20 protein-coding genes are annotated in these 22,284 nt (G+C 43.4%); 7 read left to right on the top strand and 13 right to left on the bottom strand.

Annotated features, from left to right (window positions below; genetic code table 11):
- Window positions 1-175 precede the first annotated feature (175 nt).
- The 6 genes from JMX07_RS05150 (at window position 176) to JMX07_RS05125 (ending at window position 7,629) form a co-directional block, all read left to right on the top strand.
- Entirely contained in the window at window positions 176-952 is a 777-nt protein-coding gene (locus tag JMX07_RS05150) for an enoyl-CoA hydratase (RefSeq protein WP_057759956.1), read from the top strand.
- Window positions 953-1,083: 131 nt separating this feature from the next.
- Window positions 1,084-2,649: a 3-hydroxyacyl-CoA dehydrogenase gene (locus JMX07_RS05145; RefSeq protein WP_101204503.1), complete on the top strand. Its 1,566-nt coding sequence runs from the start codon at window positions 1,084-1,086 to the stop codon at window positions 2,647-2,649.
- A 73-nt stretch (window positions 2,650-2,722) separates the two neighbouring features.
- Window positions 2,723-3,925, top strand: a complete 1,203-nt coding sequence (locus tag JMX07_RS05140; RefSeq protein ID WP_101204504.1) for a 3-oxoadipyl-CoA thiolase — start codon at window positions 2,723-2,725, stop codon at window positions 3,923-3,925.
- A 169-nt stretch (window positions 3,926-4,094) separates the two neighbouring features.
- The gene (locus JMX07_RS05135; protein ID WP_101204505.1) at window positions 4,095-5,783 is read left to right on the top strand and encodes a fatty acid--CoA ligase; all 1,689 of its coding nucleotides are present in this window, start codon (window positions 4,095-4,097) and stop codon (window positions 5,781-5,783) included.
- A 166-nt stretch (window positions 5,784-5,949) separates the two neighbouring features.
- Window positions 5,950-6,429: an acyl-CoA thioesterase gene (locus tag JMX07_RS05130; protein WP_101204506.1), complete on the top strand. Its 480-nt coding sequence runs from the start codon at window positions 5,950-5,952 to the stop codon at window positions 6,427-6,429.
- A 204-nt stretch (window positions 6,430-6,633) separates the two neighbouring features.
- Window positions 6,634-7,629, top strand: coding sequence for a hypothetical protein (locus tag JMX07_RS05125; RefSeq protein WP_227522873.1), 996 nt, complete (start codon window positions 6,634-6,636; stop codon window positions 7,627-7,629).
- 261 nt (window positions 7,630-7,890) lie between these two features.
- On the opposite strand, the gene JMX07_RS05120 is transcribed toward JMX07_RS05125, so the two are convergent.
- The 13 genes from JMX07_RS05120 to JMX07_RS05060 form a co-directional block, all read right to left on the bottom strand.
- Complete coding sequence (locus tag JMX07_RS05120) at window positions 7,891-9,252, bottom strand: MFS transporter (protein WP_101204507.1); 1,362 nt, start codon at window positions 9,250-9,252, stop codon at window positions 7,891-7,893.
- A gap of 392 nt (window positions 9,253-9,644) precedes the next feature.
- The gene (gene pcaD, locus JMX07_RS05115; RefSeq protein ID WP_201606692.1) at window positions 9,645-10,421 is read right to left on the bottom strand and encodes a 3-oxoadipate enol-lactonase; all 777 of its coding nucleotides are present in this window, start codon (window positions 10,419-10,421) and stop codon (window positions 9,645-9,647) included.
- Window positions 10,422-10,512: 91 nt separating this feature from the next.
- Window positions 10,513-11,733: a 3-oxoadipyl-CoA thiolase gene (gene pcaF / locus JMX07_RS05110; RefSeq protein ID WP_102092707.1), complete on the bottom strand. Its 1,221-nt coding sequence runs from the start codon at window positions 11,731-11,733 to the stop codon at window positions 10,513-10,515.
- Between the two features lie 20 nt (window positions 11,734-11,753).
- The gene (locus JMX07_RS05105) at window positions 11,754-12,419 is read right to left on the bottom strand and encodes a 3-oxoacid CoA-transferase subunit B (protein WP_101204510.1); all 666 of its coding nucleotides are present in this window, start codon (window positions 12,417-12,419) and stop codon (window positions 11,754-11,756) included.
- Window positions 12,420-12,445: 26 nt separating this feature from the next.
- A complete protein-coding gene (locus JMX07_RS05100; RefSeq protein ID WP_101204511.1) occupies window positions 12,446-13,168 on the bottom strand; it encodes a 3-oxoacid CoA-transferase subunit A in 723 nt (240 codons plus the stop codon).
- Window positions 13,169-13,280: 112 nt separating this feature from the next.
- Complete coding sequence (benE, locus tag JMX07_RS05095) at window positions 13,281-14,510, bottom strand: benzoate/H(+) symporter BenE (protein WP_201606691.1); 1,230 nt, start codon at window positions 14,508-14,510, stop codon at window positions 13,281-13,283.
- A gap of 75 nt (window positions 14,511-14,585) precedes the next feature.
- Window positions 14,586-15,365 carry a 1,6-dihydroxycyclohexa-2,4-diene-1-carboxylate dehydrogenase gene (locus tag JMX07_RS05090; protein ID WP_101204513.1) on the bottom strand — a complete coding sequence of 260 codons (780 nt, stop codon included), beginning with the start codon at window positions 15,363-15,365 and terminating at the stop codon, window positions 14,586-14,588.
- A gap of 59 nt (window positions 15,366-15,424) precedes the next feature.
- The gene (benC, locus tag JMX07_RS05085) at window positions 15,425-16,441 is read right to left on the bottom strand and encodes a benzoate 1,2-dioxygenase electron transfer component BenC (RefSeq protein WP_025643602.1); all 1,017 of its coding nucleotides are present in this window, start codon (window positions 16,439-16,441) and stop codon (window positions 15,425-15,427) included.
- A gap of 65 nt (window positions 16,442-16,506) precedes the next feature.
- A complete protein-coding gene (gene benB / locus JMX07_RS05080) occupies window positions 16,507-17,004 on the bottom strand; it encodes a benzoate 1,2-dioxygenase small subunit (protein ID WP_025643600.1) in 498 nt (165 codons plus the stop codon).
- A 61-nt stretch (window positions 17,005-17,065) separates the two neighbouring features.
- Window positions 17,066-18,451, bottom strand: coding sequence for a benzoate 1,2-dioxygenase large subunit (benA, locus tag JMX07_RS05075; RefSeq protein ID WP_025643599.1), 1,386 nt, complete (start codon window positions 18,449-18,451; stop codon window positions 17,066-17,068).
- A gap of 132 nt (window positions 18,452-18,583) precedes the next feature.
- On the bottom strand, window positions 18,584-19,507 hold the full coding sequence (gene catA, locus JMX07_RS05070) for a catechol 1,2-dioxygenase (protein WP_025643597.1): 924 nt from the start codon (window positions 19,505-19,507) through the stop codon (window positions 18,584-18,586).
- A gap of 99 nt (window positions 19,508-19,606) precedes the next feature.
- The gene (gene catC, locus JMX07_RS05065) at window positions 19,607-19,897 is read right to left on the bottom strand and encodes a muconolactone Delta-isomerase (protein ID WP_101204514.1); all 291 of its coding nucleotides are present in this window, start codon (window positions 19,895-19,897) and stop codon (window positions 19,607-19,609) included.
- Window positions 19,898-19,972: 75 nt separating this feature from the next.
- Entirely contained in the window at window positions 19,973-21,112 is a 1,140-nt protein-coding gene (locus JMX07_RS05060) for a muconate/chloromuconate family cycloisomerase (RefSeq protein ID WP_101204515.1), read from the bottom strand.
- 244 nt (window positions 21,113-21,356) lie between these two features.
- On the opposite strand from JMX07_RS05060, the gene JMX07_RS05055 reads away from it, so the two are divergent.
- On the top strand, window positions 21,357-22,274 hold the full coding sequence (locus JMX07_RS05055; protein ID WP_101204516.1) for a LysR family transcriptional regulator: 918 nt from the start codon (window positions 21,357-21,359) through the stop codon (window positions 22,272-22,274).
- The last annotated feature ends 10 nt before the right edge of the window (window positions 22,275-22,284 follow it).

Below are 22,284 nucleotides of genomic sequence, written 5' to 3'. Positions count from 1 at the left end.
TAATACAACCTTTTATCCCGATTTTATTCTAAATTATCTATTTTTTCTACTTCACAAACCAAAATAAACAGTATATATTGATATTAAATACCGCATAGCGATATTTAATATTTAAAATAAATGCTTTGCTAGAGTGTTTGTACTTTATACAAAAATGATGTTTAAGGAGTCGATCATGGAAGAGCCGCTCATTATTTGTGAGAAAAAAGGAGAGGGCGTGAGTGTCGTTAGACTTAATCGCCCCAAAGTGCGCAATGCACTAAACAGTGAGCTACGCCAACAAATGGCAGACCTGTTCATTCAATTAAATGATGACTCACAAACCAAAGCGATCGTCCTTACTGGTGGTGACAAGGTGTTTGCCGCTGGTGCGGATATCAACGATTTTTTGACTACTAGCACAGTGGATATGTACTTGCGTCATAGTGAACGCTATTGGAATGCCATCACTAACTGCCGAAAGCCTATTATTGCTGCCGTCAATGGTTACGCTCTGGGCGGTGGCTGTGAGTTGGCCATGCATGCTGACATCATCATCGCAGGTAAGTCTGCCAAATTTGGTCAACCCGAAATCAAGATAGGACTCATGCCAGGTGCTGGCGGAACGCAGCGTTTGTTTCGCGCGATTGGCAAACATAAGGCCATGAAAATGGTACTAACGGGCGATATGATCAGCGCTGATGAGGCGGACACAATGGGGCTGGTATCTGAAGTCGTTGAAGATGAGGCTACTATCACACGCGCCATTGAGATTGCTGAGCAGCTATCACATTACTCTCCCATTGCCTTAGCGCAAATCAAAGAAGTGGCAAATCTAGGTGTTGATATGCCCTTAGAAGGTGCATTGGCTTTAGAGCGTAAGGCTTTCCAGATTTTGTTCAATACTCACGACCAAAAAGAAGGCGCTAAAGCCTTCTTAGAAAAGCGTCCTGCGGAGTACAAAGGGCATTAATCCCTAGCCGCGTTAATTCATAAGCACGTGAATTCATAGGCACGTGAATTCAGAGCCACATTGTGATTGCTTTTGAAGCAAGTTATCACCTTTGAACCAAAATTTCATAGCACACTATGTAGAGAGTTATTATGACTGTGAACACAATTGCCATTATCGGCACTGGTATTATGGGCATGGGTATTGCTCAAATTGCTGCTCAAGCTGGCATCCAAGTACTCTTGTATGACGCTAAGTCAGGCGCTGCTGAACAAGGACGACAATCCTTGCAAAGTACCCTAGAAAAACTAACTGCTAAAGGTAAGTTTACCGATGCGCAGTTACAGGATACTTTAAGTAATTTGACGGTACTACAGGAGCTTAACCAAATTGCGACTGCTGAGATAGTGGTTGAAGCCATTATCGAAAATCTAGACATCAAAAAACAGCTTTTTGCCCAGTTAGAAGGTGTGGTCACTGCCGATACTATTTTGGCGACCAATACCTCATCCTTATCAGTGACCGCAATTGCTGCTGACTGTGATCATCCGGAGCGCGTGGCAGGATTTCACTTCTTTAATCCAGTCCCCTTAATGAAAATTGTAGAGGTCATTCCAGGTCTGTCTACTCAGCAATCAGTGATTGACGTTCTCTCCGATTTGGCCAAACGTATGGGTCATCTAGGTGTGGTAGCAAAAGACACACCGGGTTTTATCGTCAATCATGGCGGTAGAGCGTACGGCACAGAAGCGTTAAAAATATTGGGTGAAGGGGTAACCACGTTTGAGAATATTGACCAAATTTTGCGTGAAGGCGCAGGATTTCGCATGGGGCCGTTTGAGCTATTAGACCTCACTGGTATCGATGTATCGCACCCCGTGATGGAGTCGATTTACAACCAGTTCTATCACGAAGCGCGTTATCGCCCGCATCCATTGACCCGTCAAATGCTAGTAGGTAAAAAGCTTGGTCGTAAGGTTGGTGCAGGGTTCTATCACTATGAAAACGGTCAGAAGTTGTCAGCAGCTACTGCTCAAGATCGGTCGTCCGAAGCACTCATATCTGATGCCGTTATTACCTCAGTTTGGGTTGGCGCTGATCTGGCAGAAGACAAAACTCAACTGGTCGATTACCTAAAGTCTCAGGGTGTCGCGATCGATGACAACGACAAGCCAAACCCTGATAGTTTGGTGCTGCTCGCACCCTATGGCGAAGATACGACCAATGCTGCCATTCGTTATCAAGTTAATCCTAAGCAAGCCGTTGCCATTGATATGCTCACTGGACTAGCAAAGCATCGTACTTTGATGCCAAGTCTCGTCACGCAGGAAACATTTATCGCACAAGCTTATGCATTATTCAGTAAGGGCTTGGATGACAGTGAAGCAACCACGCAATCCGCTGTCGGTGCCACGCTAATTACAGAAAGCATCGGCTTTGTGGCACAACGTGTGGTCGCTATGGTGATTAACCTTGGTTGTGACATTGCTATGCAAGGGATTGCTTCACCTGAGGACATCGATAATGCTGTCAAGCTTGGGTTAGGTTATCCATATGGTCCTATCTCTTGGGGCGACCATCTTGGGGCCTCGCGTGTGCTGCTTATTTTAGGGCGCATCTACGGGCTGACAGGTGACCCACGTTATCGTCCAAGCTCTTGGCTGCAACGCCGTGCCAAGCTTGACATGTCATTGTTTACTCAGCAAAACACTTACTAATTTGAACGACAAGATATGGTTATTAAACCATAAAACCATTATTTAGAGTTAAAAAATACGACAAGGAAACGTTATGTTAGATGCTTATATTTATGACGGATTAAGAAGTCCATTTGGTCGCTATGTTGGCGCATTAGCAACCGTACGTGCTGATGATTTGGTTGCTACCGTGATGAAAGCATTGGTCGAAAAACACCAACTATCTGCTGATATCTTTGATGAAGTGTTGCTAGGTAGTGCCAACCAAGCAGGCGAGGACTCTCGCAATATCGCGCGTAACGCGGCTCTATTAGCAGGGTTGGATGTAACAACTCCAGGTCAGACAGTAAACCGTCTATGTGCATCAGGTCTGTCTACTGTTGTCGATGCTGCTCGCAGTATTACGTGCAATGAAGGGGATATTATTTTAGCAGGTGGGGTCGAGTCGATGACGCGTGCGCCGTTTGTATTTGCCAAGACAGAACAGCCTTTTAGCCGTGACTTTAAAGTTTTTGATACCACCATTGGTAGCCGTTTTCCCAACCCAAAAATTATTGAGCAGTTCGGCAGTGATACCATGCCGCAGACGGGCGATAATGTCGCGCAGAAGTATGGTATTACGCGCGAGGAAGCCGATAAATTTGCAGCCGCATCGCAAGCCAAGTACCAAGCCGCCAAGCAAGCAGGGTTTTTTGACGATGAGATAACACCTATTACTGTATCCCAAGGTAAGAAATTGCCTGCAAAAGTAGTCATAGATGATGAGCATCCGCGTGCCAGCTCTAATATTGAAGCACTACAAAAACTCAAACCGTTGAATCAAGATGGAGTCGTCACCGCAGGTAATGCGTCTGGCATCAATGATGGTGCTGCCGCGCTCATCATTGGTTCAAAGCAAGCAGAGAAAAAGCTAGGCTTTAAACCGATTGCCAAGATCTTATCATCAGGTGCAATGGGTGTTGAACCCAATATCATGGGCGTGGGTCCTGTTGAAGCGATTAAGCTAGCACTAAAGCGTGCGGATCTGACCCTTGAGGACATGTCTGTCATTGAGATCAATGAAGCTTTTGCCTCACAGGTACTGGGTTGTCTAAAAGGGTTAGATATTGATTTTGATGATAAGCGTGTCAATCCCAATGGTGGGGCCATCGCTGTCGGTCATCCGCTTGGCGCATCAGGTGCCAGAATCGCCTTGAGTACTGCTCGAGAGCTACAGCGTACGGGCGGCAAATATGCCGTGGTCAGCTTGTGTATTGGTATTGGGCAAGGGCTTGCCATGGTGATAGAACGCGTTTGAGACTCAAAAGCATGCTCGCCCCATTATTGATTATAGTTGATTCAGTTTAGAAGAGAGACAAGGCAACCGATCGCAGATGTAACTGTGATACTTCAAGTGAGGGTAACGCTGTCACTCTTTTATAGAGAATTGACTATATCAAGGACAATTTATTATCAAGGAAGATACCATGACAACCATACTCAACGAACACGATAATTACCATCAAGCCGAAGACGCGTATGGTTTCCCATTAATTATCAAACAGCTACTAAACCGCGCCAAGATTGCTTCCACTAACCAAACCATTAGCTATGCCGACAAAGTCACTTATACCTATGCTGAGTTTTTTAAACGTATCAATCGCTTGGCCAATGTATTAAAAAATATGGGCTTGCAGGCAGGTGATGTGGTCGCGGTCATGGACTGGGATAGTCATCGTTACCTTGAGGCCTACTTTGCAGTACCAATGTCGGGCATGATTTTGCAAACCGTTAATGTGCGCCTGTCTGAAGAAAAAGTGCTATATACCGTCAATCATGCTGCGCCAAAAGCCTTATTGTTGAATGCTGAATTTGCGCCGATGATTAAAGATTATCGTGACGATGCGCCTTCTATCGAGCATGTAATGTGGGCTGATGATGAAGATGACAATAAAGCAGAAAGTGATAAAGCTGAGCTGCCAGACTATGTCGATGGCGAATATGAGGCGCTATTAGCAGCTGCTAGTGACGAGTTTGACTTCCCAGATTTTGATGAAAACACTATTGCTACGACATTCTACACCAGTGGCACGACAGGCGATCCAAAAGGGGTTTTCTTTACTCATCGCCAGATCGTACTACAGACGATGGCAAGCACTTTGGCGTCAGCCCTCAATGCCGAAGGTCAAGGTGCGCGCTACAACGATGTCTATATGCCAATGACGCCTTTGTTTCATGTACATGCGTGGTGCTGGCCATATGGCGCAACCATGATAGGGCTCAAGCAAGTATATCCCGGGAGATATCTGGCACCAAAATTGGTCGACTTGATCGAGCAGCATAAAGTCACGCTATCACATGGTGTCCCTGCAATACTACAGATGCTTCTCAAAGAAATGGCAGAACGTGGCCGAAAATTTGAGGATCTTAAACTGTTACTAGGTGGCTCAAAGCTCAATGAGGGCTTAGCCAAAGCGGCAATCGAATGTGGCATAGAATTTATGTCAGGGTTTGGTATGTCAGAATCATGCCCTGTACTGTCTCGAGCAGTATTCGATGACAAAACAGAGTCGATGACGCTAGAGGATAACCTTAACTATCGTTGTCTGTCAGGTTCACCCATTATGTTAGTGTCGATGGAAATTTGGGATGAAAATGGTAAACCACAACCCATGGATGGCAAATCGACAGGTGAGCTTGTGATACGCGCGCCGTGGTTGACCCAAAGCTATTTTAAAAATCCTGACGCAGGTAATGAGTTATGGAAAGGCGGCTGGATGCATACGCAAGACATCGCCTGTATGACTGCTGATGGCACGCTAAGCATTACAGACAGACTCAAAGATGTCATTAAATCCGGCGGCGAATGGGTATCCTCGCTTGAGGTCGAAACCATTTTGTCCTTTCATCCTAGCGTCGCTGATATCGCGGTGATTGGTGTGCCAGATGAGCGTTGGGGTGAGCGTCCCTTGGCGTTGATCGTGCTAAAACCAGACCATGTCGACACAAAAATGGAAGATATTTTGGCATTGGGTCATCAAGCAGTAGAGAGAGGCCATTTGCCAAAATACGGTGTACCAAGTGAAGTGAGGTTTTTGCCAGACATGCCAAAAACCAGCGTCGGTAAACTCGATAAAAAACGCATGCGTTCGATGTACTCAGAAAATCTCATCTAGTCAAACAATCCGGTCACCATCAAATCGACTCTGACAAAAGTGAAAACTTGCATAAACCCTAGTGCTTGACTAAATGCTAGGGATAGGGAGGTGTGTGAGTCACGAGCACCCTGAGTCACATTCATCCTCTATATAACAAAACCTGTCTAATAAAAAGAGAGAAACTATGGAAGCTGCGCCTACGTTCCCAGAAATACAAGAGATTGTCACAAGCGATGAAAATCACCCATTGCATGACTTTACAGTTATCTACCCTCAGCAAGTGGAATGGGGTGATATGGACTCCTTTGGTCATGTCAATAATGTGGTTTATTACGAATATGCTCAAAATGCTCGTATCTACTACAACAGGCGGCTTGGTTTATTTAACGAACAAACGTCTTCGGTGATGGCAGCCTCATCATGTCGTTACCTCAAATCGGTTGCCTATCCCGATGAGTTATGGATTGGCGTCAAGGTCAAAAAAATCGGTAATTCAAGTCTGATTCATGAATATACCTATTACAGTACGGTGCAGAAAACAGTCGTTGCAATCGGTGAGTCGGTGTTGGTATACCTCGATAAATTGAGTGGGCAAAAAAAGCCTATCAGTGAGTCGAAAAAAGAGGCGATTGCTGCGTTAGAGAATATTGACCAAGAAGCGTAACACCCAATATATCGGTCAAATTATGATTGGGGTTTTTAATTGAACAGTAGTTATTAAGTAGCAGTTGGTTTTCATCTAAAAGGATTATTTATTTTTATGGATTAAAGAAAACGTAGTAGCAATTGGGATTGATAAGGATATCAACATAAAACAGGGAAGAAATGAATGATGCTTTATATAAAAAGGCTATCTGTAGGTTTTGCTATGGTTGTAACATGCGTATCTGCACAAGCAATAGATCTTGTGACAACAGGTGACACGACTTTGAGTATCGGTGGTTACATCAAAGCAGAAGGTGCTTTTAACTTTCCTGATGAAGGCGAGTCGGAATTTAAGGGTAATTTACGCCAGTCTCGTATCAATGTGAAAACGACTAAGTCGGTAGATGATAAAAAACTCACGGGGTTTATCGAAGGTGATTTTTATGGCGATTACGCCAAGGGCGGCTCAAATCTGCGTTTGCGTCATGCTTATGTTCAGGTTGATGATTTGACAGTGGGTAAGACTTGGAACGGTCAATTTTTGGCAGTGGCACCTCTGTCTACGGAGCAGCTTGATTTTTGGGGCACTGGTTTGGGCACGGCCTCTGGTGGTGGTTCTTATATTCGTCCAGATTTGACGTTGCACTATACTTATAAGGGGCTACGTTTTACGGCGCAAGACCCTGTTTACGATAATGCGAGCTTACCTGATATGGTGGTAAGCTACAAAGATAAGATATCTAACTTTGACTATAACGTGGCTGTCACGGCTCGTGATGCTGAGAACGGAGATGGTTCAGATGTGGGTATCGGTGTTTCTTTAGCTGGCAAGCTAACATTGGGTAAAGATTCGCTCCATGCCAGTATATATAATGGTAAAGGCATGGGTGCCTATTCTGCCATCTGTGTTGGAGGACCGCTAATTATGAATGGCGGCGTAGACTGTGATGCCGAGGATGGGAAGCTGATCTCGCAAACTGGCTATAGCGTAGGATATAAGCATCAGTTTACCCAAAAGCTGCGTGGCAACTTGCGTTATGGTGAAGTAAATGTAAACGATGCGGCAGACACTTCTGCTAATGTAAAAAGCGCAAACCTTATCTATGAGTATCTACCAGATCTAGATTTGGGTATTGAGTGGAGAAATCAGGACGTAACGACATTCCCATGGATGCCAGCAGGTCAGCAAATTGAAATAATGGCAAAATATGATTTTTGAGTTGAAGTGTTGAGAGGAGTAAGCGATACGATGGCGCATCTTCATAGTTATAGTGGGGATGTATTATCTTGATTAATGATTTTTTATTGATACTTATCATGTTATTCAGGTATTAGAATATATACTAGGAGCTTTTTTATAAATATAACTGACGTTGCAATTGTAAGAATCGAAACGCCAGTTATATTAGTTTATAAAAAGATAAGGTACTATGTGTTTTCTACGGTAACAGAAATACGATTTTTAAAGTCAATATTACTTTTACGCTGCTGAAGTATCTAATCTTGTTGGTTGCAGTTTGCTTTCTTTGCTGTCGACCGCTGCGCTCAGATTTACTAAGAAGATAGCGATGGCTGCGATAATACCTGGTATAGCGATAAATAAGAAGTTCATCTGATGGGTCAGCTCTAAGGTGAGAAGCGCACCAGTTAGGATTGGACCTACGATAGCACCAATACGTCCAATCCCTGACGCCCAACCCATAGCAGTCGTACGTACAGCGGTAGGATAATATTGAGCCACAAAAGTATAGAGCAGAATTTGTGAGCCGATGGTTGTAGCACCTGCAATCGCAATGAGCGTATATAGTACAATCTGAGGACTGTTGTAGCCAAGCAAAATTAATGCTATTGCCCCAGCGACAAACATAATAGTTAGTACAGGTTTTAAATGGAATTTATCAGCTAGGACACCACCGCCAATAGCCCCAATCATCCCACCAATATTAAGTGCAAATAGAAATAACATACTAGCACCTAATGAGTAACCGGCTTGAATCATTAGCTTTGGTAACCAGCTTGCTAAAGCGTAAACCATCAGCAAACACATAAAAAATGCTACCCAAAACATAATAGTAGTGAATCCACGTCTGTTCAGAAATAACGCTTTAATTGGTGCATCATCACCTTTGGTGGGTTCGTCTAGTACTAACGTAGTAGAGGGTGTAACTTTTTCTTGAGGAGCCAATTTTTGAACGATATTTTTAGCTTCGTCTTCTCGCTTTTCTTTGACCAAATACATCAAGGATTCAGGTAGCATCTTCCAGATAATTGGCAATAGCAAAGTAGGGATGCCCGCAATATAAAACATAATTTCCCAGCCAAAATCTAGCACCAAAAAAGATCCTAATAATGCTGACGTCATACCACCAATTGCATAACCGCTGAACATAATAGCGACTAAAGTACTACGCATACGTTTCGGTGCGTATTCAGATGTTAGTGCCACGCAGATTGGCATCACGCCGCCAATACCTAGACCTGCAATGAAGCGCAAAGCCGCAAACTGCATAGGCCCGCTAGCGAAAGCACCAAAAAAAGTAAAGCTACTGAATAGAGCGACACAAATCATAATTGTTTTTTTACGACCGATTTTGTCAGATAAAGTGCCAAAAATCATGGCACCAAACATCATACCGAATAGTGCTGCGCTAGCAAGAAAACCTGCTTGTACCGAAGTCAATGACCACTCCTCCATAAGTAATGGCAGGGCCACGCCGTAAATAATGAGGTCGTAGCCGTCAAAGATAATAATCAGTAAGCACCAAAACAGGACTTTCCAATGAAAAGGTGAAAATTTGGCTTCATCAATAACTTTATTGATGTTTAAGGTTTGAGATTCCATTCATATTCTCCGTTGATGATATCCTTATACGTGCTTTACAAGTTAGGGTTTTACAGGTGCTAAGTCAAAAACTATCTAGGTATCAATCGATACCTAAAAGGTATATTTTTCTATATAACATTCTATTGAAACAATGTTGACTTTTATCTTTATTAGAGTATTCGGTACTCTTATAAAGTATTAGATACGAAGAATGATGCTTGCAGTGAGTGTGTGTAAGACAACTAACGCCAAGAAGTTTCATTAATTTCTATTATGAAAATACTGAATACGCAGAAAATCATCCATATACTAAAAAAATATATAGATGATTAAAAATATAAGATAAATAGATAAAATTAGCCTAATTAATCAACGCTAATGAATGTGTTTTTTAAAAGCATTTATTGGCGTTATTGCAGGTAATATTTAATATACTCATTAAATGCTTCAGGTTGTTCAATATTTGAGATATGCGAGGCATTGATAGTGGCGAGCTTAGCACTAGGAATATGATCGACTATATATTGACCATCGGCAACCGTTGTCACTGGATCCTCGATACCTGCAACTACTGTGACGGGTACACGAATATTTTGTAACTGCTCGCGAGTATCAGCGATAGATAACGCCTCGCAGCAGCTTGCGTAGCCCTCTGCACTGCCAGCCGCAAGAGCGCTAGACAATGCCGCGACTACATCTGGGTAATGATCGATAAAATCTGCTGTAAACCAACGCGGAGCAGCTGTAGCTGCGATAGGCGCTAGACCTTTCTCACGTACCAACCTTGCACGCTCCGTCCATGCTGTTTCGTTACCAATTTTCGCGGCGGTATTACATAACATCAAGTGGTGGAAGCGATCGGGATGATTGATAGCTAACCATTGACCTGTTATGCCGCCCATAGAAATGCCACAAAAAAATGCCTTATCAAGATGCAGGTGATCTAACAAATCAATCACATCTTGCCCCAGCTGGTTTAAATTATAAGGGCCTCTGGGTGCTGATGATTTACCATGACCACGAGTGTCATAGCAGATAATAAAATAATCATCTTGCAAGGTATCGATTTGTGGTTGCCACATACGATAGCTAGTACCTAAAGAGTTGGAAAATATTAGGGCGAGGTTGCTGCTATCACCAAAGGTGGCATAATTTAGCGTTACGTCTTTATTTTCAAATACAGGCATGATGAATGTCCTTATTTTGACTATCGTGTGATTGAAGTATTACTTTTGACCTATTGAGGTGGGTATTATTTATTTTATTTTGAACGATTAATCAGCCTTCAACGCGCTCAATAATCATTGCGATGCCTTGTCCAACACCGATACACATTGAGCAGATTGCATAACGCTTACTCGTTTTTTCAAGTTGATTGAGGGCAGTTAAGATCAAACGGGCACCTGAGGCGCCGAGTGGATGACCAAGGGCAATCGCACCGCCATTAGGATTGACGCGCTCGCTATCATCAGCTAACTCCAAGTCACGCGTACAAGCTAGAGCTTGCGCGGCAAAAGCTTCGTTTAATTCAATGACATCCATCTCATCAAGCGTTAGTCCCGTATGCTCAAGCAATTTTTTCATCGCTGGTGCTGGGGCGAAACCCATAATACGTGGCTCAACGCCTACCGTAGTTGAGGCCACAATACGCGCACGCGGCTTTAGATTAAATTCTCTAACCGCTTGCTCTGACGCTACTAGGAAGGCTGCTGCACCATCATTAATTCCAGAGGCATTACCAGCAGTCACCGTACCATCTGCGGTGACGATAGGACGCAGTTTAGTCAACTTCTCAAGGGTGGTGTCAGCACGAGGATGCTCATCAGTATCGACGGTGACAGGCTCGCCTTTACGCTGCGGGATGACGACAGGGGTCATCTCGTCTTTAAAGAATCCTGACGCTTGCGCCGCTGCGGTACGTTGTTGGCTACGTAGCGCAAATGCATCTTGGTCAGCTCGATTGACATTGAATTGCTCTGCGACATTTTCAGCGGTTTGCGGCATAGTCTCTGTGCCATATAGCTCATCAAGCTTTGGATTGATAAAGCGCCAGCCCATAGTAGTATCTTCCAGCTTTTGACTACGACCAAATGCCTGACCTGATTTGCCCATCACAAATGGCGCACGGCTCATGCTCTCAACACCACCTGCGATAATTAAATTGGCTTCACCAGCTTTAATCGCACGAGCAGCTATCGCTAACGCATCCATCGACGAGCCGCACAAGCGGTTAACAGTTGTCGCAGGCACTTGATAAGGTAGGCCGGCTAGCAATGACGACATACGTCCGACGTTGCGATTGTCTTCGCCGCTTTGGTTGGCACAGCCATAGATGACGTCATCTACTTGTACCCAGTCGACATTAGCATTACGTTCTATTAACGCCTTGATAGGGATAGCGCCTAGGTCGTCTGCACGTACGGGTGCTAGACCGCCGCCGTAGCGTCCAAAAGGGGTGCGAATGGCGTCAATGATATAAGCGTTTGTTAAGTTATCCATTGTAGATATTATCCTTTTTATTATTTTACTGTAGTAGCGTCAGTCAGTGTGGCACCCGTCAAGGCCTGTAAGTCTTCGAAGCTAATGCCATCGACCATTTCGGTGACTACTAAGCCTTTATCGGTGACATTAATGACACATAAATCAGTATAAATGCGATCAACGCAGTTTTTGCCAGTCACAGGATAAGTAAGCTCGCTGACGATTTTAGGGTCGCCCGTCTTGGTGGTATGATTGGTCATGACAAAGACTTTTTTGGCACCGACGGCTAAGTCCATTGCGCCGCCAACGGCAGGTATTGCATCCTCTGCACCGGTACTCCAGTTGGCTAAGTCGCCATTGGCTGCCACTTGAAACGCGCCCAATACGCAAATGTCGATATGACCACCACGCATCATCGCAAAAGAGTCGCCATGATGGAAGAAGCTACCGCCATCGAGCATGGTGACGTATTCTTTGCCGGCATTAATCAGCTCGGGATCCTCTTCACCTTTAGCAGGTGGTGGTCCAAAAGCTAGTAAGCCATTTTCTGAATGTAAAAATACATCTTTATCATCCGGTAGGTATTGGGCAATTTTGGTCGGTAGTCCGATGCCTAAATTGACATAAGCACCATCTGGAATATCTTGTGCAGCGCGCTCGGCAATTTGATCGCGGGTCAAAACGGTGTAGGAAGTATGGCTCATGATGACGATCCTTATAATTGGCAGTATTAAGCGGTGGCTGTCGTTGCTGTGCTAGCATATTCATCACTAGCAGGTTCAGTACTAGTAGGCTGGATTTGCACCACATGCTGCACAAAGATACCCGGTGTAATAACATACTCAGGATCAAGTTCACCAAGATCCACCGTTTCAGAGACTTGGGCGATAGTTACTTCAGCTGCCATTGCCATGATTGGACCAAAGTTGCGTGCAGACTTGCGGTACACCAAGTTGCCCCAGCGATCGCCTTTATTGGCTTTAATTAAGGCAAAATCAGCCTTTATCGGATATTCAAGAACATAGTCTTTACCATCGATATGACGAGTCTCTTTACCTTCTGCGAGTAAAGTGCCAAAGCCTGTTGGCGTATATACTGCGCCGAGTCCCATACCTGCTGCTTGAATACGACAAGCCAAATTACCTTGTGGTACTAGCTCCAGTTCAATCTTGCCAGCATGATAAAGCTCATCAAATACCCAAGAGTCTGATTGACGGGGAAAAGAGCAAATTATCTTACGTACAGCACCTGTTTGTAAGAGTTTGGCAAGGCCATGGTCGCCGTTACCGGCATTATTATTAATGATGACCAAATCTTTTACGCCCAAATTAATAAGCCCGTCAATGAGTTCAGCGGGTTGACCTGCCGTGCCAAAGCCACCAATCATAATGGTGGCGCCATCTTTGATTTGACTAAGTACGTCAGTGATACCTTTATCAGCTTTGTTAATCATGTTTATATCCTATAAAAAGTCATATGAGGTAGTGTCTTTAAAATTAATAAGTGGTACATGGGTTAGACTCATTGCTCTGACACTACTTAAATTTTTTGTAAGAGACTTGCTTTTAATTGGCTTCATTATTAGAGGTCGTTAATGAGATAGATGATGTTGGTAGTAGGCGTTTTTTGGTCAGAATATAGTGAGCAATCATGCCAATAAGAATGCCCCAAAACACAGAGCTTAATCCCAAAAAGCTCATACCCGATGCTGTCGCCAAAAAGGTAATTAACGCTGCATCTCTTTGCTCATCATTTTTCATAGCAATGGTGATATTGGCAGAAATGGCACCGATTAACGCAAGGCCGGCCAGTGCCGCGACAAGCTCTTTTGGAAGCAAGCTAAATACCATCACGATACTGCCAGCAAATAAACCGCCAAATAAATAGAAGATGCCATTAGCGACACCTGCGATATAGCGCTTTTCCTTAAGTTCATGCGCATCTTTGCCAGTACAAAGCGCGGCTGTGATAGCGGCAAGTACGATAGTGATACCACCAACACATGCAACTGCTAAAGAGGCGAGGCTTGTAACACTCACAATAGGCTTGGCTGGCGTGTCATAGCCACTTAGATTTAAAATAGCCATGCCGGGTAAGAATTGACCAGTTAAGCTCACAAGGATGAGTGGTATAGCGAGGTTAAACGTTGAGTTCCACGACCATTCAGGTGCAATAAAATTAGGTATGGTAACGGCTAAATCGAAATGGACAGGGTTCATTTTGCCAAGTAAGACGCTTAAGATAACACCGCATATCAACACCCAGATCATCGTATAGCGCGGCGAAAAGCGTTTGGCTAATAAATAGCAACCGAGCATGCTAAAGACGATAAATGGCATGCTATCAGTGGCTTTAAATAATTCTAAGCCGAACTGAAATAGGATGCCTGCCATCATGCCAGCGGCAATACCGTTAGGAATCCATTTTAATATTTTGTCGAAGTAACCTGTCGCTCCAATAATAAATATGACAATCGCTGAGATGATATAACCGGCAACAGCTTCATTAATACTCATCTGTGGAAATAGGGTAACCAGTAAAGCGGTACCAGGTGCGGACCATGCTGTAATAACCGGTGTTTTATATTTAATAGATAAATAAATACCAGGAATGGCAGCACCAATGGAGACACCCCAAATCCAAGACGCCATCATGGCATCCGATACTTGTGCGGCTTGTGCGGCCTGAAAAAAAATAATCAAAGGACCTGCATAGGAAATAAGAACCGCTAAGAACCCTGCAACCGATGCAGAGAGCGACCAGTCGTTTTTTAAGATTTGGATTACAGAGGCCATATTGCTTCCTTGCAAATTAGCATTCGTTACGGGGTTGCAAATTAAGATGCATGCTACTGATTGACAGATTTATTATTAGCCTTCGTCGCCACCGCCTACAGGAATGGTACTACCAGTAATATAAGAAGACTCATCGGATGCTAAAAACAAGATGGCATTGACTTGCTCATCTATCGTGCCGTAGCGTTTCATAAAGGTGCGATCAATGGTCTGATCAACCACCGCATTCATCCATGATTTTTCATCATCAGTTAATGGTTTGGCGTTACGTGGAATCTTTCTGGGCGGCGCTTCAGTACCGCCAGTTGCCACGGCATTCACACGGATGCCATCGTTTGCATACTCAAAAGCGAGCGATGCGGTCATGGCGTTCACGCCGCCTTTCGCTGTCGAGTAGGGTATGCGGTTGATACCACGAGTAGCGATAGAGGACACATTAACAATAATGCCTGACTGCTGTTTGACCATGGTTGGTAATACCGCATGACAACACCATAATGTTGGAAATAATGAGCGACTGATTTCCTTTTGGATTTCTGCTTCAGAGAAGCAGGTAAAAGGTTTCATCCATATTGCGCCGCCGACATTGTTGACTAATATATCGATACGCCCATAGCTATCAAGTGCCTTATCAATAGCCTCTTTAGCACCTTGACGGGTTTCAAGGTCAGCTTGAATGGTAACGGCTTGTCCACCATTAGCAATGATTTCAGCCAGCACCTCTTCTACTAATGGAGAAAAGTCTGCCATGACGATTTTTCCGCCCTCACTTGCTAAGCGTAATGCGACTCCGCGCCCGATGCCTTGGGCGGCACCAGTAACGATACATACTTTATTATCAAATCTTTTACTCATGACAGTCTCCTAAAAATCTTGCTCATGCTTTGCTAGTAGAGTAATACGGCTAAGCTATGTTATTGTTCACTGGGCGTGAATTTTTCATAGTAAAAATTGCACGGTTTTAGATTACTGCTGTCTAACCAATTACTCACCGCATCCACCATCCCTAACGGACCACACAAGTACACATCGACGTCACCATCGTTCAGCCACTCATTATCAACATGACCGGTAACATAACCTTTACGCTCATGACTACTATCTTCTGTGGCGACACAGGTGCGGTAGTCAAACCAAGGGTGGTTTTGTTTTACTTCTTCTAGTTTCTCGACTTCTATCAGATCAAAATCGTTGGTGACGCCGTAGACCATCCTGACAGGATGATGAGCACCAGACACTTCTAAACTTTTTAGCATCGATAAAAAAGGCGCGATACCGGTACCGCCTGCTAGAAATAGGGTCGGGCGGATTAGAGGGCGCAGGTAAAAGCTACCAAATGGACCCTCAAAATTAATCTCTTGGCCTATAGTTGCAGTATCAGATAAAAAGGTGCTCATTTTGCCGTTAGGAATATTGCGGACGACAAATTCGGCCTGATTGGCACTAGGTATAGAGCTAAATGAATAGGAGCGTGTCTCGTTAGAATCAGGAATACTGACATTGACATACTGGCCTGGCAAAAATACTAGCGCATCTGGATTATCGACTTCGACGCCAAAGTGAATGGTAGACTCAGACAGTACATTCAGCTGCTGTAGTTTGCCTTTGAATACAGACTTGCCAACTTTGCAAGCTTCAGAGGAGGTTGGTACTTTGATCACGCAGTCGCTTTCAGGAATCATCTGACAGGTGAGTACATAACCTTCTTCAGCTTCAGCTTCTGTGAGTGCATCTTCGATATACATATCAGGGTGCATGTCATAGCTGCCAGATTCACAATGGCAACGGCAAGTACCGCAAGCACCATCTAGGCAGTCCACAGGGATATTAAATTTTTGACGATACGCTGCTTCGGCAACTGTTTCGTCGGCTTCACATTTGATGAAGCCCGTGACGCCGTCTTCGAACTGTAGAGCAATATTATATTCCATGAGAAATATCCCTTTTCAACACGTATTAATTAAAAGCTAGTGATTAAGTAATGAGTGAATAATGATTAGACGTGATAGACATCCATGATTTGATGCACATAGTCGTCTTTTAAGACCACATACTTATCCAAAATTTTTGGTTGGTCTTGAGTCATGTCTATTTTGTACTGAGAGTAACCCCAATAGGTATTGGTCTCGTGATAGCGAAAGGACTTGTTGATCCAGTTGAAACGTACCGTCACAATACCGTCATTGTTTTCGAGTAATTCAATATTTGATAAATTGTGCGTGGTACGTGTATCAGGTATGGTCGCTGATGAGCGCTCAGTCTCGATGCGGAAGATACGATCTTCAAGACCACGGCGGTCCGGATAATAAATCAGCGAAATTTCTCGTTGTGGGTCGCTGATGAGCTGACCATCATCATCCCAACTTGGCATCCAGAAAGGGCAGTCTTCATCGTAATAAGTGAGCCATTCTTCCCATTTTTTCTCATCCAATAAACGCGCTTCACGGTATAGAAACTGTCTAATGTCTTCAATGTTAACAGTTGTGTTTTTCATGATTGATATCCTTATTTTTTGTCAGTTCTACAATAAATAGCAGAGTAATAATAAAAATGTATTAGTCGCTATTAGCACCGTGTAGCTGCTGCTCTTGCTCTAGAGCTTTTTTCATCTCTTCATGCCAGTAGCGATGTTGGACGGTATATAGCCCTTCATCTTCAGTCTTAACACCGCTCATTAAAGGTTTTAAGTCAATAGCGGCAGCGCCTTCATCTGCTCCTTGAATCCAGTGCTCGGAGCCTCGGCACATATCATTCCATTCAAGTTTGATACCGTTATAACCTTCTTGGCATGAGCGGAACTCTTCTAAGTCATCAGGTGTTGCCATACCAGTAACGTTAAAGAAATCTTCATACTGACGGATACGGCGTGCACGTGACTCATCGCTTTCGCCTTTTGGTGCGATACACCATATGCTGACTTCAGTTTTGTCAACCGCGATAGGGCGGAGCATACGAATTTGTGAGCTGAACTGATCCATAATGTAGACGTTTGGATATAGGCATAAGTTACGTGAACGTCCAATCATCCAGTCCGCCATTGCTTCACCGTATTTAGCGACATAATCATCGCGATAGGCATAGTTTGGACGGTCCTGTGGGTTTTCCCACTGTGTCCATAACAGCATGTGTCCGTTTTCAAAAGAGTAGAAACCGCCACCTTGACGTCCCCATTTTCCAGCGTTCATGGCTTTGATGTTGTCTTCTTTGACTGCTTCTTGTTCTTTACGACGTGCAGTGGTAGCCGCATAATTCCAATGCACAGCTGATACGTGATAGCCATCAGCACCGTTTTCAGCTTGCAGTTTCCAGTTACCATCAAAAGTATAGGTTGATGTGCCGCGTAGAACTTCTAGACCTTCTGGCGACTGATTGACAATCATGTCAAGAATTTTGGTAGAACCACCAAGCCAGTCTTCAATTGACTGAACATCATCATTTAAGCTAGCAAAGATAAAGCCTTTATAATTGGCCATTTTCACTTGTTTTAGGTCGTGTGAACCTTCTTTATTGAAACATTCTGGGTAGCCGGCGTGTCTTGGGTCTTTAACTTTAAGCAGCTTACCTGAGTTGTTAAAAGTCCAACCGTGAAAAGGGCAAGTGTAAGTGGCTTTATTGCCTTTCTTATGACGGCAGAGCTGTGCACCACGATGTGAGCATGAGTTAATCATGCAATGCAGCTCGCCTTCTTTATTGCGGGCAAGAATCACGGGCTGACGACCGATGTATGAGGTGTAGTAGTCATTGTTATCAGGAACTTGAGACTCATGAGCCAAATAGACCCAGTTGCTCTCAAAGATGTACTTCATCTCAAGCTCGAACAGCTCTTCGTTAGTGAAGGCGCTACGATGCAGACGATAAATCCCTTTTTCACTGTTCTCTTCTAAAAAATCATCAATAGTGATGTCTGATCCTTCAGGTACTAAATTGATACGCTCGCTCATGGCTGCCTTCCTTGTATAATGACGGTATAAAATGAGATTAGAATTTTACGTTTGATACGGCAACTGAGGGCATATCAAACGTAAGTCGCTAGTAGTGATCAATTAATTAATGCTATTTAATATGAGTGCTCATTAACCTTGAGCACGGCGGCGTTCTACTTCGCTGCCTTGTACAGCTTGGTCAATGTCTTTTACTAAATGAAAGTCAAAGTCGATACTTGCGTAAGGCTTATCCAGCGCTTTTTCTTTTAGCTTGTCCGCATCTTCGACCATCGTTACCTCTGGTACCAAACCTTCGCGGCTTGCAAAAGCAAAGTCATCCCATAGGTACTCATCGCCATCGATGTTAATCTGCGTGGTCAGTTTGCGATGACCGTCAGCACTGGCGAAGAAATGAATGTGAGCTGGGCGATGACCATGACGTCCTAGCGCGCCCAATACTTTTTGCGTCATTCCTTCTGGTGGTACCGAGTAACCTAGCGGAACGATGCTGCGGAATGCATAATTGCCGTTCTCATCTGTAATGATGCTACGACGCAAGTTGAAGTGAGACTGTGATTCATCAAAGAAAGAGTAGTTACCTAAGCTGTTGGCATGCCATACTTCTACCTTTGCGTTTGGAAGAGGTTTTCCATTTTCACCATAAACAGTGCCTTGCATAAATAGCACCGTGCCATTATCAATATCTGTACCGTCATCAAGACGTGCAAACCCTTTTTCTTCTGGTGCGCCAGCGACATAGAGAGGGCCTTCAATAGTACGTACAGTCCCGCCATCCAATCCTGCTTCTTTTAAATCTTCTTCAATCATTAAATCCATGAAGTGATCAAAACCAAGACCTGGTGATAACAAACCGGCTTCTTTGCCTAAATCACCAATGAACTCAACCCCAGACCAATACTCATCGGCGGTTATTTTTAAGTCATTAATGGTTTGCATAAGGTCGGTCACAATACGTAATACAATCTCTTGTACACGTGGATTTACTTGTTCAGGGAAGTCGATTTTGCCTTTGATGAACTGAGTGGCTAATGCTTCAATTTGGCTGCGTTCCATGTCTCTCTCCTTGTTGAGGACTGTTTTATTAAGGGGTAACTACAGTGAGTATTCTTACCCACCTTTTATAGATTCTGATTACAGATTTAATGCCTTGATTTAACTGTCATCACTACGAACAGATGATGGGTGACGCAATAACGGTGTCACTTCAACCTTCATGTACGGATAAAGTGGTAATGACATCATAATATCGTGTAGCTCTTCATTACTCTCAACATCAAAGATACTGAAGTTAGAATACTGACCTGCTATACGCCAAATATGACGCCATTTACCTTGCTCTTGCAGCTTCTGTGACAGTGCTTTCTCAGTTGCCTTAAGCTCGTTGACTTTATCGGTATCCATATCTGTTGGGATTAAGACATCCATTCTGACGTGGTATAACATAATTATTTCCTTATACGTGATGAAAGATAATTTGGCTGACTTTTACAGCGTTTCAGTTTGAGCGTTGGTAGAGAATTATGGATTTGATGGTTTAGGTAACGTAGGGACTGCTTGTTTGGCGTAGTGATAGACTTTATCGCTATCTACTTCGATACCAAGGCCTGCGCCCGTAGGTACACTCAATCCAAAATTTTGATAATCAAGAGGCTGTGCTAAAACGTCGTCAGTTAATAACAAAGGACCAAAGAGTTCAGTGTCGAAGTTGAGACTTGGATATGTCGAGAACACATGGGCGGATGCTGCCGTACCGATAGGTCCTTCAAGCATCGTCCCGCCATAAAGCTCGATACCTGCTAGATGTGCCATTTGTCCGATTAAGCATGCAGCTTTTAATCCACCAGCTTGATTGATTTTTACAGCAAAGACATCGGCACAATGATCCGTTGCCAATTGGAACGCATTATGTGGATCTTGCACGACTTCGTCAGCCATAATAGCCACGTCAAAGTGTTCAGTTAAACGCTTTAGCGCTGATTTATTACGCATCGATACTGGTTGCTCGATTAAATCAACACCGCCATTTTGCAACAGACTAATACCTTTCATAGCTTCAAGCTCTGTCCATGCTTGATTAACATCAACGGTGATGCGGCAATCAGGTAAAGCTTGTTTAATAGCTAACACATGGGCGACATCATCAAGGATAGGGTTGCTACCTATTTTTAATTTAAAAATCCGATGCTTTCTCTGTTCAATCATCTGATGAGCTTCAGCGATATCGGTATCAGTATTTCCGCTAGCAAGCGTCCATGCCACTTCGATACGATCACGGACGCGACCACCGATGAGCTCGCTGATAGGTAGATTGAGTCTTTTGCCTTCGATGTCGAGTAGAGCAGTTTCAATCGCGCATTTTGCAAAACGATTGCCGCTGATGTGGGTATTCAATAGCTGCATTGCTTTTGCTGTGCTTGTAGGCTTTTCTTTCATCAAGAGAGGGGTAAAGTAAGTATCGATATTAGTTTTGATACTATGAGGACTTTCTTCAGCATAACTTAAGCCGCCAATCGTCGTTGCTTCGCCCCAACCTTCGTAGCCATCTTCGGTTTGGATATGCACCAGAACCAATACTTGTTCATTCATCACGGTACAAGCCAGTTTATGCGCTCGAATAGTAGGTATTGGTACTAGTAAAGTATTAATTGAACGAATCATATCTATCCTTAGTATAAAATTTTGGCTTCCTTATGCTTAATAAGAACTATAAGTGTTAAATATCGACATGTCTAAGACCTATTTAGTCTTTTTTTAATACTTTTTAGGTATTTTGTCGAAAGGTAGGTGGTATGTTATGTTCTTTAGGTATGGATGTTTTGTATATGAAGTAGGTGATGGATAAAAGGGAAGAAATTAGAACGACTTAGGATAGAAACAATAGGAAGTCAATCAAGGAAGAATAATGGAACTCAGGCATTTACGCTATTTCATAGCCGTGGCAGAAGAAAAAAGCTTCAATAAAGCAGCTGCTCGTTTATACATCTCGCAGCCACCACTTAGCCGGCAGATAAAACAGTTGGAAGAAGAGATTGGCGTTACGCTTATCGATAGGGAGAATCGTCCCTTGAAACTCACTGAGGCTGGCGAATTTTTTTATGATCATGCTATTCAAATTTTAAAAAAATCAGACGATCTGCGTACTATGACTATTCGTAAGGGAAATTTTGATAATTCGCTCTCAATAGGCTTTGTATCATCTATATTGTATGGCATATTGCCGAGAGTAATATCCCGTTTCAGAGAAGTTCATCCGAATATCGAAGTTAAATTGTATGAGCTAAACTCTTGGCAACAAATGCAAGCATTGACAGAAGGTAAGATAGATGTAGGTTTTGGCAGGTTATTATTTGAAGATGCTTCTATTAGGCGAATGGTGCTTAGAGAGGAAGATTTAGTAGTTGCTGTTCCTATCGAACACCCATTATCAAAAGAAAAACGCGACAGTTTAAGCTTGATCGATTTAACAAATGAAAACCTCTTACTTTATCCAACAGCACCGAGGCCCAGTTTCATTGATTACGTATTAGAACTATTTGAAAATCGTAATTTGAAGGCGAATTATTTCATGGAAGTACGTGAATTGCATATTGCCCTAGGGTTAGTAGCAGCAGGAGAAGGGTTGACTATCGTACCAAAGACACTTGAGCATTTACGTCATCAAGAGATAACCTATATCCCATTTGAAGAGGGGATATTAACTTCGCCAATCGTGATGAGTGTTAGACATTTTGATAAGTCTGGATTACTGGAAACGTTATTAGATGTTACTTATCAAATTTATGACGAAGAAGGCTTCATATATAAGCGTGAAAAAATTTGATCAAGTATAA

It is taken from the genome of Psychrobacter immobilis (assembly GCF_904846235.1).
GTDB classification, from domain to species: Bacteria; Pseudomonadota; Gammaproteobacteria; order Pseudomonadales; family Moraxellaceae; genus Psychrobacter; species Psychrobacter immobilis_C.
Note: the sequence above shows the minus strand (reverse complement) of the source record. Positions and strands in the feature narration are given on the sequence as shown.